At 61.4% G+C, this 15,121-nt stretch carries 13 protein-coding genes; 5 read left to right on the forward strand and 8 right to left on the reverse strand.

Features of this window, described 5'->3' with window-relative positions; translation table 11 throughout:
- Positions 1-129: 129 nt before the first annotated feature.
- Positions 130-1,737 carry a GMC family oxidoreductase gene (locus EDD52_RS21680; protein ID WP_132248719.1) on the reverse strand — a complete coding sequence of 536 codons (1,608 nt, stop codon included), beginning with the start codon at positions 1,735-1,737 and terminating at the stop codon, positions 130-132.
- A 127-nt stretch (positions 1,738-1,864) separates the two neighbouring features.
- Here EDD52_RS21680 and EDD52_RS21685 point away from each other — a divergent pair, with 127 nt between their 5' ends.
- From EDD52_RS21685 to EDD52_RS21700, 4 genes are all read left to right on the forward strand, one after another.
- Positions 1,865-3,097, forward strand: a complete 1,233-nt coding sequence (locus tag EDD52_RS21685) for a TRAP transporter substrate-binding protein (RefSeq protein ID WP_132248720.1) — start codon at positions 1,865-1,867, stop codon at positions 3,095-3,097.
- A gap of 99 nt (positions 3,098-3,196) precedes the next feature.
- Positions 3,197-3,865: a TRAP transporter small permease gene (locus EDD52_RS21690; protein WP_132248721.1), complete on the forward strand. Its 669-nt coding sequence runs from the start codon at positions 3,197-3,199 to the stop codon at positions 3,863-3,865.
- Between the two features lie 10 nt (positions 3,866-3,875).
- The gene (locus tag EDD52_RS21695) at positions 3,876-5,237 is read left to right on the forward strand and encodes a TRAP transporter large permease (RefSeq protein ID WP_132248722.1); all 1,362 of its coding nucleotides are present in this window, start codon (positions 3,876-3,878) and stop codon (positions 5,235-5,237) included.
- Between the two features lie 33 nt (positions 5,238-5,270).
- The gene (locus tag EDD52_RS21700) at positions 5,271-6,077 is read left to right on the forward strand and encodes an IclR family transcriptional regulator (RefSeq protein ID WP_132248723.1); all 807 of its coding nucleotides are present in this window, start codon (positions 5,271-5,273) and stop codon (positions 6,075-6,077) included.
- A gap of 53 nt (positions 6,078-6,130) precedes the next feature.
- Here the strand turns inward: EDD52_RS21700 and EDD52_RS21705 are convergent, their stop codons facing one another.
- The 7 genes from EDD52_RS21705 to EDD52_RS21735 all read right to left on the reverse strand — a co-directional run bounded on the left by EDD52_RS21705 (position 6,131) and on the right by EDD52_RS21735 (position 13,810).
- Positions 6,131-7,144 (reverse strand): SIS domain-containing protein, encoded by a 1,014-nt coding sequence (locus EDD52_RS21705; protein WP_132248724.1) that lies wholly within the window; start codon positions 7,142-7,144, stop codon positions 6,131-6,133.
- Positions 7,145-7,188: 44 nt separating this feature from the next.
- Positions 7,189-8,097 carry a carbohydrate kinase family protein gene (locus EDD52_RS21710; protein ID WP_132248725.1) on the reverse strand — a complete coding sequence of 303 codons (909 nt, stop codon included), beginning with the start codon at positions 8,095-8,097 and terminating at the stop codon, positions 7,189-7,191.
- Positions 8,098-8,105: 8 nt separating this feature from the next.
- Complete coding sequence (locus tag EDD52_RS21715) at positions 8,106-9,164, reverse strand: ABC transporter ATP-binding protein (RefSeq protein WP_132248726.1); 1,059 nt, start codon at positions 9,162-9,164, stop codon at positions 8,106-8,108.
- 2 nt (positions 9,165-9,166) lie between these two features.
- Positions 9,167-10,651: an argininosuccinate lyase gene (gene argH, locus EDD52_RS21720; RefSeq protein ID WP_132248727.1), complete on the reverse strand. Its 1,485-nt coding sequence runs from the start codon at positions 10,649-10,651 to the stop codon at positions 9,167-9,169.
- Positions 10,648-11,538 (reverse strand): carbohydrate ABC transporter permease, encoded by an 891-nt coding sequence (locus tag EDD52_RS21725; RefSeq protein WP_132248728.1) that lies wholly within the window; start codon positions 11,536-11,538, stop codon positions 10,648-10,650. The genes argH and EDD52_RS21725 overlap by 4 nt, the downstream gene beginning before the upstream one ends.
- A 1-nt stretch (position 11,539) precedes the next feature.
- Complete coding sequence (locus EDD52_RS21730) at positions 11,540-12,433, reverse strand: carbohydrate ABC transporter permease (RefSeq protein ID WP_132248729.1); 894 nt, start codon at positions 12,431-12,433, stop codon at positions 11,540-11,542.
- A 120-nt stretch (positions 12,434-12,553) separates the two neighbouring features.
- The gene (locus tag EDD52_RS21735) at positions 12,554-13,810 is read right to left on the reverse strand and encodes an extracellular solute-binding protein (protein WP_132248730.1); all 1,257 of its coding nucleotides are present in this window, start codon (positions 13,808-13,810) and stop codon (positions 12,554-12,556) included.
- A 133-nt stretch (positions 13,811-13,943) separates the two neighbouring features.
- On the opposite strand from EDD52_RS21735, the gene EDD52_RS21740 reads away from it, so the two are divergent.
- Positions 13,944-15,116, forward strand: a complete 1,173-nt coding sequence (locus EDD52_RS21740) for an ROK family transcriptional regulator (RefSeq protein ID WP_132248731.1) — start codon at positions 13,944-13,946, stop codon at positions 15,114-15,116.
- The last annotated feature ends 5 nt before the right edge of the window (positions 15,117-15,121 follow it).

Below are 15,121 nucleotides of genomic sequence, written 5' to 3' on the forward strand. Positions count from 1 at the left end.
CTGACCCGATAATCCCAAACGCATGCTCAATCCCATGCAACTGAAGCACCTTAACAAACGCCTCTTCCGTCGTCATCTTCATCGTCGTCCCTCCTGGGTGTAAGTGTCTATTCTGGCTCGTAATCCGGCTCAGGCGCGATCCTCGAGGATAATGTCGCTGGCCTTTTCTCCGATCATGATGGCCGGAGCATTGGTATTTCCGCTGACGATCTCGGGCATGATCGAACAATCCGCGACCCGCAGGCCCCGAATGCCGTGCACGCGAAGGCGGGCGTCAACGACCGTGCCCGGTCCCTGCCCCATCTTGCACGTGCCGGTGGGGTGATAGATCGAGGACGAATGGCTGCGCGCCCAGTCGAGCGTGCCGTCGTAGTCGTCCAGATCGAGATCTCTGGTCGGTCGGAATTCTTCGGCGATCTTGGAGTCCAGCGGCTGTTCCCGCGCGATGCGGCGGGCAATCTTCACGCCCTCCACGATGGTACGGCAGTCAAGCTCTGTCGCGAGGTAGTTGGGGTGTATCCTGGGGTAGTTGCGCGGGTCATTGCCGGTCAGGGTGATCTCGCCCCGGCTTTCGGGTCGCAACTGGCAGACCGACATGGTGAAGGCCGAAAACGGATGCACGCCCTCGCCGGGACTGTCGGCGGACCATGGCTGCACATGGAACTGGATGTCCGGTGTGTCGACATGCGGGCCGGTTTTCATGAACCCGACAGCCAAGCTTGCGGCCATCGTCATCGGACCTGCGCGGAACAACGCGTATTTCGCGGCGATCCGAGCCTGATTGAAGAGCGAGCGCACCTCGTCGTTCAGCGTGGGTTCGTTGCATTTGAAGACCAGCCGCGCCTGCAGGTGATCCTGCATGTTCTTTCCCACGGCGGGCAGATCGCGAATGACCTCGATGCCATTGTCGCGAAGCTGCTCGGCCTCGCCGATGCCTGACAGCATCAGGATATGCGGCGAGCCGATGGCGCCCGAGGACAGGATGACCTCTCGCGTGCAGGTGACCGATTGGGGTTTGCCGCCTGCATCAATATAGCTGACGCCTGTGGCGCGGCCGTCCTTTACGATCACGCGGCTGACCTGCGCCTTGGTGATGATCTCAAGGTTTTTGCGTCTGCGAGCGGGGTTGAGAAAGGCCACGGCCGAACTGCACCGGCGGCCGTTGCGCGTGGTCAGCTGGAAATACCCCACACCTTCCTGCGTGGCCCCGTTGTAATCGGGGTTGAACGGATAGCCTGCCGCCTGCGCCGCGGCGACCCAGGCATCGCAGATGGGCCGTTGCAGGCGCATGTTCGACACTGACAGCTCGCCATCCGTGCCGTGGAATTCATCTGCGCCGCGTTCTTGCCTTTCAGAGCGTTTGAACAGCGGCAGAACATCGTCCCAACCCCAGCCCTCGTTGCCCATCTGCCGCCAGCGGTCATAATCTTCCTTCTGACCCCGCACATAGAGCAATCCGTTCAGCGAAGAAGACCCGCCAAGCACCTTGCCGCGCGGCCAATCGATGGACCGCCCATTGAGTCCCTTGTCAGCCTCGGTGCGGTAGCACCAGTCGACGCTCGGGTTGTGCATCGTCTTGAAATAGCCGACCGGCACATGGATCCACGGGTTCCAGTCACGCGGCCCTGCCTCCAGCAACACAACCCGATTCGCCGGGTCCTTGCTGAGGCGATTCGCCAGCACACACCCGGCAGAACCTCCCCCTACGACGATGTAATCGGCCTGCTTTGTCTGCATCGAGCGGGTCCTCCCAAAGCCCTGAAATCTGCCTTGCAAGTTTTCCTTGCGTCACCATCCATATGTGATTAAAAATGATACTGCAAGTCTCATTAATGCAATTTTATGAACGTAGGAGGAGAAGTTCATGAAAATATCAGACAAGCTGCAGGGCGTTTCCCGCAGAGATTTCTTCAAGGTTGCCGGGCGTTACGGGCTGTCATCCACCGTTCTTGGTCTTGGCGGGCTGGGCGGGCTGGTGACGCTGCCAAACCTCGCGGCAGCGGCCGAATCGACCTATGAAAAGCGCTTCAAGAAAGAGGCCAGGCACACGCTGAAATTCGGTGCGTCGGGCTTTAACGCGCGCAACCTGATGATCGAGCGTGCCGGCTGTCTGGAATTCGCCCGCGACCTCGAAGAGCGCACCGACGGTGAAATCCGCGTGGAATTCATCGGTGACAACCAGATCTGTGGTCAGCTGTCCTGCGTGGAAAAGACCCAGAACGGCATCGTCGACATCTATGCCGCCTCAACCCAGAACTCGGCCGGTGGCGCGCCCTATCTCAACGTGCTCGACTATGCCTATGTCTTTCCGGGCCGGGCCTCGCAGTATCATTTCCTCTACAGCCCGGAATCCAACGCCATCCTGCGCGACCCGCTGGAAAAGCGTCACGGGTTGAAATTTCTCTTCAGCCATTGCGAATTGCGCGGTCTTCAGATGGGCGCGTCTTTTGCCGACCGCCCGACCGTGACAAAGCTCGAAGAGCTTTTTGGCACCAAGAACCGCGTCACCGGCACGCAGCTGGGCCGGATCGCGATGCAGCTTCTCAACCTCAATCCGGTGCCGGTGGCCTGGGAGGAAACGCTCGACGGGCTGAAGACTGGCCTGATCGACGGCGCCGAGACATGGGCCTCCGCGGTGGGCTACGCCAACATGTCGCCCGTCGTGACGCAATCGGTGGACCTGCGGTTCTTCTGCGGGACCGAACATACTTCCATGTCTGCAAAGGTCTTTGACAGCCTCGATGGCCATTTGCAGGACGCAGTGATGGAATCGGCCTATCTTGCACAGGTTCATGTTCAGGCGGCGAACGAGGCCGCGCTGATCAAGACTGTCGGTTTTTCGGATCCCGTTCTGCCGGGCACGCTGTTCGACGAACACGGCGTACGACCTGCCTTCCTTGCCGATGACCAGATCAGGATGGCCGAGGAAATGTGCGCGCCAGAGCACAACCCGGAGCCTTGGGAGCAATGGCGTGAGCGGTTGAACAAATGGGCCGGCGGCCTGGACACCTATACCGAATTGCACCGCGTCGCGCGTCAGGTTCCCCCCGATATGAAGCCCGAAAATGTCGAACCTCGCCGCTGGTGGAAAGGCTGACCACGTTGCATCCCGGTGCCGGGCAACGATCCGGCGCCGGGAGATCTGCGTCACCCTTCACACCTGCCACGCACTGACCTGTCCCGAGGAGAAGACGGAATGCCAACTATTACAAGCGACATCGTCGAAATCATCCGCGCTGTCCTGTCCAATGACGCCTGGATGATCAGCGAATCCCTGAAAACAAATGCCGCTTGGGTTCTGGGCGGGATCGCCACGCTGTTGGGCGGCGCATTCTTCCTGCTGCTCTATCGCTACATACCCTGGATCGAACGCAAGCTTGAATCCACCGTGATGGTCTCCACCTACCTGCTCATTGGCGCGATTATTTTCGTAGAGGTGTTCCGGCGGTTCGTCCTCAACATGCAGGCCCCGTGGTCGACAACCCTGCCGCCCTTCCTGTTCCTGATCATGACCTGGGCGGGCTGTGCCTATAATGTAAAGCTGCGGTCCCATCTGGCCTTTGCGGAGTTTCGCGTGAACATGCCACGCGGGCTGCAATTTCTGTGTCTCACGCTTGATGCGGTCCTTTGGATCGGCTTTTCCTGGATCGTCATCGTGACCTCCACGCAGGTCGCCGCCAACTCTGCCGCGAATTTCCAGATCCTGCTGGGTACCGACAACGTCCTTCAGTGGTGGTTTCTCGTCAGCGTACCGCTCAGCTTTCTGCTGATCGCGGCGCGCGCGATGGAGAACTGGCTGGAGGATCTGAAAAACCTGCGCGGTGGCGGCGAGATGATCGCCCCCATGGCCATCGGCGCGGATTGAGGGAAAGAGAATGACTGACGGATCCTGGACCATTGCAATCTCGCTTTGCGTGACCTTCCTGTTCATGCTTGGCGTGCCGGTCTTTCTCGTGATCGGCTACTGGGTCATCGGCATGAGCTTCGTGCTCGGCATGCCGCTGATCAATACCGGTGCGGCGCTTGCCGACGTGTTCACCGACGGCTTCGCCCTGCTGGCGATGCCGCTTTTCATCCTGACGGGTGATCTGATCAACCAGTCGGGCATCGCCCGGCGGCTTTCGGATTTCGCCTATTCCCTTCTGGGCTGGCTGCGCGGCGGCCTTGCCATGGCGTCGCTTGGCGCTTGCGGGCTTTTTGCCGCGATTTCCGGGTCAAACTCTGCCACCACCGCGACAATCGGGTCGATGCTGCACCCCGAGATGGTCAAGGGCGGTTATGACGAACGCTTCTCTGCCGCCACTGCCGCCGCGGGCGGCACCGTAGGGATCATCATCCCGCCGTCGATCATCTTCATTGTCTACGGCTTCCTGCTGAACCTGCCGATCTCGGAACTGTTCGTGGCCGGGATCATTCCGGGCGCGATGATGGTGGCCGCCATGATGCTGGTCGCCTTCATCATCTGCACGGTCAACGGCTGGGGCCACCTGATCCGGCTGGAGCTGGGCCGCATCGTCAAAACCGCAATCGGCGCATGGCTGGGGTTCTTTGCCATCGGACTGGTGCTTTGGGGCATCTATACGGGCAAGTTCTCTCCGACAGAGGCGGCCGGGGTCACGGTGGGGTTCTGCATCATCGTGGGCTTTCTCAGCCTGCCTCTCTACGCGATGATGGGCCGCCCTTCCGAAGACCGCGATTTCCGCGAGCGCAAGATCTCTGAATACCTGGTCGTCAAGGGTTTCGGCCCGCTGGAGCTGCCCTCGATCACCATGCGCTCTGCGCAGATCACCGGGATCCTCGCGCCGCTGATTGCGGTGTCGGTGGTGATGCAACAGATCCTCTCGGTTCTGGGCGCACAAGAGATTATCGGCGATTTCGTGCGTGGCATGGGCGGCTATTACGCGGTGCTGTTCACCTCCATGGCGATCGTCTTTGTCGCGGGCATGGTGCTGGAAAGCCTGCCGGTCACGATCATCCTCGCACCGATCCTTGCCCCCATCGCCCATTCCGTCGGGGTGGAGCCGGTGCAGTTCGGCGTGATCTTCCTTGTCGGTGCCTCCATCGGGTTCATCACCCCGCCCTACGGGCTGAACCTTTATGTGGCCTCGGGCGTGACGGGCGTGCCCTATTTCCGCCTGCTGCGATACGCGATGTTCTACCTGCTGGCACTGGTGACAGTGTGGCTTATCGTGGCGATGGTACCCGCTCTCTCGACAATTCTCATTCCGAAAGGATAAATTGCAGAATTGGTAAGGTAACGAGGAACTGACATGGCAGGTGATGATGGCAAGGAAAGCGCGATCCCAACCAACCTTCGCTTGCTGTTGGTTCTCGAAGCGATGGCAGAGGCCGGCGTTCCGGTAACACCAACCGAGGTCAACCAGAAGCTCGGCCTGCCTAAGCCCACAATCCACCGCCTGTTCACAACGCTGGAGACGGAAGGCTTCATCCAGCGCGAGATTGACGGCCGGGGGTATTCCCCCGGTCAGCGCGTGCGCAAGATGTCTACCGGCATCCTGTCATCGCTGCGCATCCGGACGGCCCGTATCGCAATCCTTGCCCAACTGGCCGAAGAGATCGGCGAGACGAGCAATATCTCGATCCCTGACCGCGATGCGATGGTCTATCTCGACCGTGTGGAAACCAAGTGGCCGCTGCGCATTCAGCTGTCGGTTGGTACGCGCGTGCCGTTTTACTGCACCGCGGGCGGCAAGATGTATCTCAGCAGCCTAGACCGACGCCATCTGCGCAACTACGCCCTTACCGCAAAGCTGGACCCGCTGACCGACAAGACGATCACCGATCCCGAAGCGCTGATCGAAGAGGCCGTTGCGATCCGCGAACGCGGTTATGCCACTGACGACAAGGAATTCATGGCAGACATGGTTGCCGTTGCCGTCCCGATTCTGGACAGCAACGGTCGGCTGGTGTCGACTCTGTCCTTTCACGCCCCCGAATTGCGGCTGTCGATTGGCGACGCCATCGACCATGTCGACCGGCTTAAACAGTCCGCCGCGCGGCTGTCGGAACTGCTGCACGAACCCGACCCGCAAGAGGCCAGTGCCCAAGGCGGCTGACATAACAGCGGCTGTTAGGCACGTCCTCCCAGCCAAAGATGCCCGAGAGAGCCCTACATGGTCACGGTTTCCTTGCTGAGGAATTCCGGCCTGTCAGGATCAGACCCACGCGCACGCGCCGCAGCTTCGAGCGCGTAGTAGATCGGGACGAGCTGCACGAGCCGGTCAAGAAGGCGCGCAACCGGCGTCTCCTCTGCCGGGCTGGCAATTCCCGGTTCCGCGATGAGATAGGCACCCTGGGATGCGAGTTTTTCCAGTGCCTGACTTAGACCCGGCTCCGCGTGCCCACCTAGAGCCAGAACAGGGAAACCAGCCGTCAGAACGCGTGCGGGCCCATGCAAAACCTCGGCGGCCGAATAACCGGAGGCCTGAATTTTGCAAAGCTCCATCGCCTTGAGCGCGACCTCGCCTGCGACCCCAAGGCCGGGACCGCGCCCAAGCACGAACAGGCGGTCAATCCTCGCCAAATCTGCCGAAAGCGCGTTCCATTCGACGGATTTTGCAGCCTCGAACCGCTCTGGCATCGCCCGCAAGGCGTCTTTCAAATTCGCGTCGTTGCGCCAATGCGCCAGAAGCCACAGCCCGGCAAGGACGGAGTTCACGAAACTTTTCGTGGCCGCGACAGCCTTTTCCGGACCTGCGCGCAGATCGACTGTGGATCTGGAGGACAAACCAAGCGGACTGTCGGGGTTGTTGGTCAACACGACCGCCTCTGCGCCCCCCGCAGCGCAGGCCTCTGTCGCGGAAACCAGATCAAGGCTCCGCCCCGATTGGCTGATGGCGATAGTGACACCCTGTTGCAAATGAAGCGCACCGCCATAGATGGACGCCACGGAGGGCCCAAGCGAGGCGACCGGGATTCCCATCAGGATTTCGGTGGCGTATTTCAGGCAGGTGGCCGCATGATCAGACGAGCCGCGCGCGATGGTCAGGACGACAGCCGGGTCGCGGGCAATGATCCTCGCGGCAACTTGCGCAAACTCCGCCTGTGCGTCGTCTTTGTAAAGGCGGGCCGCGGCAACCGGGATCTCGTCGATCTCGCGGCGCATCATGGTAACCTTGGTCATCTCAGGTCTTTCTTTTCGCGCGTCGTGGCAGGACGGCGCCTCGGTCAGGATTCAATGGGAACATCGCTTCGCTTTCGCGGCCGCAATGTGGACAGGCCGCCGGTGCCCCCCGTGGCCTGAACCGCAGCAGCCCCGCAGGCATTGCCCTCGGCAAGGCAGGCATCAAGCGGCGCACCGTCAAGCCAGCGGTCCAGAAACCCCGCATTGAACGCGTCCCCCGCACCCGTGGAGTCGACGACGTTAACGCGGATGCCGGACACCTCCGCTCGTTGCGTGCCACGGATTGCCAGTGCGCCATCCGCGCCGCGCTTTACCACCGTCAACGGCGCGACATCGGTCCCGATCCCAAGCCTGTCGAGCCGCCGGGCCTCTTCCTGATTGGGAAGAAACACATCGACCGCCGCGATCAGATCCGAAACGCTGCGGTCCACATTGTCATCCCACCCGCAATCAAGTGAGATCGTCATCCCTGCGCTGCGGGCGTCTTCGATCAGGCTGGGAACCTCTTTGAGCGTGCGCATTTCGCCGATATGCAAATGACCTGCGCCAGAGGCACGCAGCGACCCGGCATCAAGCGCGGGCAAGGCGGCGCCGCTATTATGCGTCAGGAACGCCCGGTCCCCGCCCGAGGCCATCGCCACGGTTACCTGCGGCGGGGCACCCGCAGCAGCGGGTTTGCACAGCATGCGATCCACATTCGCGCGTTCAATCTCGGCCAGCACGGCATTGCCGAATGGTTCCGCCGGGACCAACGCAGCGAGCGCGGCATCACGACCAAGCGCAGCCAGAGTTACCGCCGTGATGAAGGCACCGCCACCAGCATGCAGGTTCAGGCCGTCTGCAAAGACCTCGGTCCCCAGGGTCGGCAGCCGTGGCACCCCGGTAAAGACGAGATCGCAATACAGCCGACCGACACAAAGCACCCGGCCCCGTCTGTCCGGTCTTGCGGGCATGTTGGGTGTCACCTCAGCACCATCCCCGTTTCGCGGTCGAAGACATGCAGATTGGCTGGGTCGGCACCAAGTCGCACAACCTCGCCAACCGCGGGCGGCTTGCGGCCATCGGCCTTCACCACGATCTCGCCACCCGGCGTGTCGACATAGATCAGGGTTTCCGACCCAAGTGGTTCGCGTACCGTGACCTTGCCCTGTATCAGCATATCGGACTCGACGGGAACAAGATCGTCGGGCCTGACCCCCAGCGTGATCCGGCCGGGCTGTGCCGTGGTCAAGCCACCAAGCTGGATCGCCTGCCCCTGCGGCATGATCACCCGCCCGTCGCTCATTTCCGCATCAAGCATATTCATCGAAGGCGCGCCGATGAACCGGGCGACAAAGGTGTTCTGCGGCCGGTGGTAGACCTCGTCCGGCGTGCCCACCTGCTGGATCCGGCCATCTTTCATGATGACGATACGGTCCGCCATTGTCATCGCTTCGACCTGGTCATGTGTCACGAAAACAATCGTGTTGCCAACGCGTTGATGCAGTTTCTTAATCTCCAGACGCATCTGGGTGCGAAGCTGGGCATCAAGGTTTGACAGCGGCTCGTCAAACAGAAAGACGGAGGGATCGCGCACCATTGCCCGGCCGATCGCGACGCGCTGACGTTGCCCCCCTGAAAGCTGGCTGGGCTTGCGTTCCAACAGCTCCGTCATACTCAGGATGCCTGCCACCTCTTCGATGCGCCTTGCCTTGTCGGGTTTGGACATCTTGGAGGAGCGCAGCCCGAAGGCGATGTTTTTCCGGACGCTCATATGCGGGTAAATGGCGTAGTTCTGAAACACCATCGCAATGTCGCGTTCCTTGGGTTCCAGGTGGTTCACCTCGCGCCCGCCAATCTCGATGACGCCATCGCTGACCTCTTCGAGCCCTGCGATCATCCGCAGCGTCGTGGACTTGCCACAGCCTGACGGTCCGACGAAAACGACGAACTCTCCGTCGGCGACCTCGAGGTTGATCCCGTGCAGAACTTCGGTCGAACCGTAGCGCTTTACCAGGTTTCTCAATGCGAGTTGGGCCATGCTCAGGTCTCCGTCAGGGCGGCGAATGCGTCGTCGAGCCGCGTCGTGGCCTCGCGTCGGCGCGTCGTGCGTGATTGGGCGGCGGCGCGCAGACCCGCGAGCGTTTCGGTGTAATCCGCCAGCGCGGATTGCAGCGCGGCAGGTGCGGGTCCGCCGGTTCTGTTGCGTCGGGCGACGAAGGTTTCGGGCGCCACAGCGATACGAAAGCCCGCCTCTTCCAGATCCGGCGCGTGCCCGGCCAGATCGGCGAAGGCCTCGCGGAAGGCGGAAAATCCCTCGCGCAGGGGCGCATGCCGGGCGATGACCGCACGCGCCGTGGCGGCGGCGATTTCGTGGGCCTGTCGAAAGCTCAGCCCCTCGTCGCGCACCAGCGTATCGGCCAGTTCGGTGATTGTGACACAGGCGGCATCCATGTTCGCGGCAACACGGTCCGCGCGGATCGAGCAGGATGACAGGAACGTGGCCAGCAGCTCCAGCACCCGGCCACCGCTGCCAAAGGCGGCATAACCGGCCTGCTGCACTTCACCTTCGCTGTCGTTCATGTCGGTAAAGGGTGTGTTGTGCATGGTGTTGACCACCATATCGCAGCGCCCCGCAGTCACGCTGGCCAGATGGCGCATATGCTCTATCGGCACGGGGTTGCGCTTTTGCGGCATGATCGAGCTGATCTGGACAAGGCTGTTGGGCACGTAAAGCTGCCCGACCTCGAAACTGGACCAGAAGGCCATATCCTGTATTACCCGGCCCAGATGGACAAAGACCAGCTTCACCGCGGAATAAAGCCCGGTGACGTAATCGACGCTGGCAATACAGCCATAGCTGTTGACCAGCGGCCCGTCGAACCCTAACAGATCGGCCATGCGCGCGCGGTCGATGGGAAAGCCCGACGTGGTGATCGCGGCAGCCCCCATCGGGCAATGCTCCAACCCGTCTATGGCGGCATCAAGCCGCGCGGCATCGCGCAGGATCACCTCCAGCGCGGCGCATAGATAATGGCCGAACGTGGTGGGTTGGGCAGGCTGGCCATGGGTGTAGGCCACGATCAATGTCTCGGCCTCGGCGCGTGCCTTGGCGGCGACAGCCTCTGCAAGGGTCAGCAACTGGTTCTGCAACCCCTCGGCACGGCGGCGCAGCTCCATCTTGAAGAGCGTGTGGTCCATGTCATTGCGCGAACGTGCCGTGTGCAACGCGCCGCCAAGATCGCCCAATCGGTCCCGCAGCTCTGCCTCGACGAGAAAGAAGTAATCCTCGTGCTCGCCCGTATAGGTGAGCGCGGCGATATCCGTGTCATCGGCAATCGCGCGCAGCGCATCGGCAATCCGCGCGCCGTCCTCTGGCGACAGGATCCCGGTTTCCAGCAGCATCACCAGATGCGCGCGGTTGATCGCATCCATATGCCCGGCGAAATGCGTCTTCACCCCTTCGAACAGCGGTGCCAGCACCGTGTCTCGGTAGACGGGATCGGGAAATTTCGAAGTGTCCGTCATCCTTTGAGCCCCGCCATGACAACCCCACGAATGATGAACCGCTGGAAGATGAGAAAGACGATCAGCGTCGGGATGGTCGAGATCGCCGCCCCCGTCATGATGAGCTCCCATGCGACATCGGCCTCGTCCCCAAAGCTCGATAGACCCACGGGCAGCGTGTACATATCGGTTGAATTCGTGACAATCAGTGGCCACAGGAAGGCCGTCCAGTTGCCAAGAAAGACAAAGATCGCCAGCGCCGCCAATGCGGGTTTCACCAACGGCATCGCCACTGTCCACCAGATCTGAAGCTCATTGAGCCCGTCAATGCGTGCAGCCTCGATGAAATCGTCGGGCACGCTTTCGAAAAACTGCTTCATCAGGAAGGTGCCAAAGGCCGTCATAAGCCCCGGAAACATGATCCCCCAATAGCTGTCCAGCCAACCGAAACTCTGGCTCATCAGGTACCACGGGATCACCAGCATCTCGGTCGGGATCATCAGTGTTGACAGGATCGCGATGAACACCAGTTTCCGGCCCGGAAAGCGGAATTTGCACAGGGTGTAGCCCACAAGGCTGTCAAAAAAGAGGTTTGCCACTGTGGTGATCGTCGCAATGAACAGCGAGTTCCAGAACCACAGGTAAAAGCGCCCATCCTCCAGAACATAGGTGTAATTCTCGATCATGGGTTCCTCGGGGATGAGGTTCACGTTGTAGACTTCGTGGGGCCATTTCAGCGATGTCGAGATCATGTAGGCAATGGGCATGACCATCGCGATCCCGCCTGCGAACAACAGCAGCCAGCGGATGGTCTGACCCATGTTGCGCGGACGCCGCGACGGGCTGGCCCTGAACAGCGCATCAGAGGTCGGTCGGGCCTGATCGGGCAGGTCTGGGGCGGCGGTCATGTCACTCGCTCCTTAGCAGGCGCAGCTGAAGCAGGCTGACAATCAGCAGGATCACGAACAGCACCACGGTTTGCGCGGCCGCATAGCCCATGTCAAAATCGTTGAAGGCCGTGCCGTAAATCATCAGGACCAGTGGTTTGGTCGCGTTGAGCGGCCCGCCCGGATTGTTCGTCGTCATGTTGTAGACGTGGTCGAAAATCCGCAGGAACCCGATGGAGCTGAACACGACGATGAACACGATGGTCGGCCGAAGCAAAGGAATGGTGATCTGCGTCAGCTGGGTCCACCAGCCCACCCCATCGATCCGTGCGGCCTCATAGTAGCTTACGGGGATCGCGCGCAGCCCGGCCATGAAGATGATGATCTGGAACCCGAGGCCTGCCCAGACCGCTGGCGCCAGAACCGAAGGCAGCGCGTTGGTGGTGGAGTTCAGGAACGCGATCTGCGGAATGCCAAGCTGGGCCAGCAGGTTGTTGAAAAGGCCCGTCGGCACCGGCTGATAGAACCAGCGCCACACCCACGCCATCGCCACGGCGCTGGTCATGAATGGCAGGAAATACAGCATCCGAAGGGTGCTGTGCATGAACCGCACTTTGTCCAGCTGGTAGGCAATGATGAAACTTAGAACCAAGCTGATCGGCGTCCCCAGGATCAGGTATAGAAAGGTATTCTTGAAGACTTTCCAGAAGACCGGGTCAGCGACGAGTTTGCGATAATTCTCCAGCCCCGACCACGTTCGGTCGCCCAGCAAGTTCCAGTCCTGGAAGCTGATCAGGATGGCATTTCCGGTCGGGTAGAACCGGATGATGCCATAGAACAGCACTGGGACAGCCAGAAATGCCCAGGCCCAGGCGATCTGTTTTTGCCGGATCGTGAGGTTACGGTAGAAGGTCATCCCTTGGCTCCGTTGAGTGTCGCCTGAGTGTCGTCCGCCCGCACCATGGCCCGAAAGGCATGGTGGCAGGCACGACCTGCGCCCCGACGCATATTGGCGCGGCGGGGCGGTTTCGGCGCTTTAGTCGGCGTAGTATTCGTCGAGGATTTTCTGTTCGTCCTCGGCGGCCTGCGCCAGGCTCTCTTCCAGCGGCATGCCCTGAATGTCGGTGCGCGCCACCATGTCCACCAACACCTGACGCTGTGCGCTTTCATTGGCAAAGATCGTGGTATGCGCGTTCTCCAACCCGCGAATGAAGGGGCCGAAAAGCGGATCATTGGCGTTTTCGTCTGTCATGCCGACCGACGGTTTGGCAGGCAGCTCTCCCACCACTTCGAGCCAGACCTGCATCGCCTCGTCAGAGGTGACGTATTGCATGAACTTGACCGCCGCATCGCGGGCCTCACCCTCGGATTTCGTGGTGATCGCGTTGACCCAGTAGCTGGAATAGTTCGACGCCGTGCCATCCGGCCCGACCGGCAGCTCGGCCACGCCCCATTTCAGACCCCGGATATCCGCCAGAGACCCGATGCGGAACGAGCCGTCAATATGCATCCCCGCGCGCCCCGCCTTGAATGCAGCCTGGGGTTCATCCATGAACCCGGACGACGTGACCTCATGCGTCTTTTCCAGATCGGCGTAATATTGCAGCGCCTTTAGCCCTGCCTCGGTGTTGTAGTTCACCGTCCGGTAATTGTCTTTGTAAGGCTCGCCCCCGAACTGACGGATCAGGACCTCGCGGAACCAGTGATGGTCCTGCGCCGTCATCCCCGTGGTCAGGCCGACCTGCGTGATGTTTCCAGCGCCGTCCTTCTTGGTCAGCTTCTTGGCGTCCTCGACCAGTTCGTCCAGCGTCGCGGGCGGGCCGTCAATCCCGGCCTCTTCGAACAGGCGTTCGTTGTAAAACAGCGCCAGCGAGCGAACGGCAGTCGGCAGGGCGTAATACTGGCCATCCACCTTCATGGCCTGAACCATCGGGAAGAAGGATGCGTCAATATCCGCTGCGGGGAACTCTGCCTCGGGCAGCGGCTGGATCAGCTCTGCGTCGATGTAATCGGTCAGCCAACCGTAGAAAAGCTGCACGACATCCGGCCCCTCACCTGCGGGAATGGCGGCCGCAACCTTCGTGCGGTAATCGGCATAGGGAAAGGTGGTCATCTTGACGGTAATGTCGGGATTTGCCGCCTCGAAATTCTCGATCAGCTGCTCCATCGCGGTGACGCGCGCATCAAAGAAATACTGCCAATATTCGATCTCGACGGCGTTCGAGGCTGTTGCGAACACGGCGGCAGAGCTGGCCAGACCCGCGAGGACGGTCATTCTCAGGGACTTAATCATGGTTCATCTCCCGTTGGCGGGCGTCCAGTGCACCCATGTTTTTCGTGCAATTCAGGACCAGTATGGCTGGCCTCGACGCCCGTTATAAGTCAATTCACTTGAGTAATCAACTGCGTTGAGTTATTTGAGACCCATGCTGTCTATTCTGCCTCCGCAAAACACAAGCCCCGAGCGGGCCAAGAGCCTGAACCGGCGGCTTGTACTTGGTCGCGTGCACGCAACCGGAGAGATGGGCCGCGCCGAGCTGTCGCGAGCGTGCGGCCTGACCATTCAGGCCGTGTCGAACATCATCGCCGAACTGGTCGAAGAAGGGCTTATCCGGGAAACCGGCCGACGCAGCACCGGGCGCGGCCTGCCCGCCACGCTTTATGCGATCAACCCGAAAGGTGCCTATGCGCTGGGGGTCGAAGTGCGCCCCAATGCGCTGCTGGCGGCTGTTCTGGACCTGACGGGCCGCCCGGTGCTGACCACGCGCCATGCGCTCACCGATGCACGCCCCGAAGCGGTTTCCCGCGAATTGCAGGCGCTGCGGCTGGAAATGGAACAGGCCCAGCCCGAGGCCGTCTCTCGGCTTCTGGGCGCCGGAGTTGTCATGCCGGGCCCTTTCGGGACGACGGGTCTGTCCGGCACCGCCGCTGATCTGCCCGGCTGGCATGAACTGGACGCGCGCGCGCTGTTCGCCGAAGCGCTTGGCATGCCGATCGATCTGGACAACGACGCCAACGCCGCCGCAATGGCAGAGCGGGTCAAAGGCGCGGCCCAGGGCCTTGATGACTATGCTTATCTCTACTTTGGCACCGGGATTGGCCTCGGGCTTGTCAGCCAGGGCCGACGGGTGGCCGGCGCGTTCGGCAACGCCGGTGAAATCGGGCATCTGCGTATGCAGACAAAAGACGGCACGGCCGCGCTGGAAGACGTGGCCAGCCGACTGTCCTTGCAGCGCAGGCTCGCCGCGCATGGGCGCGACGCGCCGGATTTCGACACGCTCGCGGCGTTGAACGCCCAGGACGATGCAGTGCTTGATGAATGGATCTCGATTGCCGCGCCCGCCCTCGCGCAAGCAGTGCACATGATCGAGAACCTTTTTGACCCGGAAACCGTCATTCTGGGCGGCGCCCTGCCCGAAGGCATTGTTGACCGGCTGATCGCGCGCATGGCCTTGCCCGAAAATTCCGTGTCCAACCGCCCCGGACGCGCGCACCCCCGGCTGACCCGGGGCGAATGCGGCCGCCTGACCGCAACGCTGGGCGCCGCTGCCCTGATCCTGAACCGTGCCTTCAGCCCGCAATTTGCAGCGCTCGACTGACCGCA

This window comes from Primorskyibacter sedentarius (genome assembly GCF_004342065.1).
Classification (GTDB): domain Bacteria; phylum Pseudomonadota; class Alphaproteobacteria; order Rhodobacterales; family Rhodobacteraceae; genus Primorskyibacter; species Primorskyibacter sedentarius.

Bases quoted from the DNA above. Each gene is read 5' to 3' on its own strand.
- EDD52_RS21680 (WP_132248719.1), bottom strand. From the start codon at position 1,737: ATGCAGACAAAGCAGGCCGATTACATCGTCGTAGGGGGAGGTTCTGCC.
- EDD52_RS21685 (WP_132248720.1), top strand. From the start codon at position 1,865: ATGAAAATATCAGACAAGCTGCAGGGCGTTTCCCGCAGAGATTTCTTC.
- EDD52_RS21690 (WP_132248721.1), top strand. From the start codon at position 3,197: ATGCCAACTATTACAAGCGACATCGTCGAAATCATCCGCGCTGTCCTG.
- EDD52_RS21695 (WP_132248722.1), top strand. From the start codon at position 3,876: ATGACTGACGGATCCTGGACCATTGCAATCTCGCTTTGCGTGACCTTC.
- EDD52_RS21700 (WP_132248723.1), top strand. From the start codon at position 5,271: ATGGCAGGTGATGATGGCAAGGAAAGCGCGATCCCAACCAACCTTCGC.
- EDD52_RS21705 (WP_132248724.1), bottom strand. From the start codon at position 7,144: ATGACCAAGGTTACCATGATGCGCCGCGAGATCGACGAGATCCCGGTT.
- EDD52_RS21710 (WP_132248725.1), bottom strand. From the start codon at position 8,097: ATGCCCGCAAGACCGGACAGACGGGGCCGGGTGCTTTGTGTCGGTCGG.
- EDD52_RS21715 (WP_132248726.1), bottom strand. From the start codon at position 9,164: ATGGCCCAACTCGCATTGAGAAACCTGGTAAAGCGCTACGGTTCGACC.
- argH (WP_132248727.1), bottom strand. From the start codon at position 10,651: ATGACGGACACTTCGAAATTTCCCGATCCCGTCTACCGAGACACGGTG.
- EDD52_RS21725 (WP_132248728.1), bottom strand. From the start codon at position 11,538: ATGACCGCCGCCCCAGACCTGCCCGATCAGGCCCGACCGACCTCTGAT.
- EDD52_RS21730 (WP_132248729.1), bottom strand. From the start codon at position 12,433: ATGACCTTCTACCGTAACCTCACGATCCGGCAAAAACAGATCGCCTGG.
- EDD52_RS21735 (WP_132248730.1), bottom strand. From the start codon at position 13,810: ATGATTAAGTCCCTGAGAATGACCGTCCTCGCGGGTCTGGCCAGCTCT.
- EDD52_RS21740 (WP_132248731.1), top strand. From the start codon at position 13,944: ATGCTGTCTATTCTGCCTCCGCAAAACACAAGCCCCGAGCGGGCCAAG.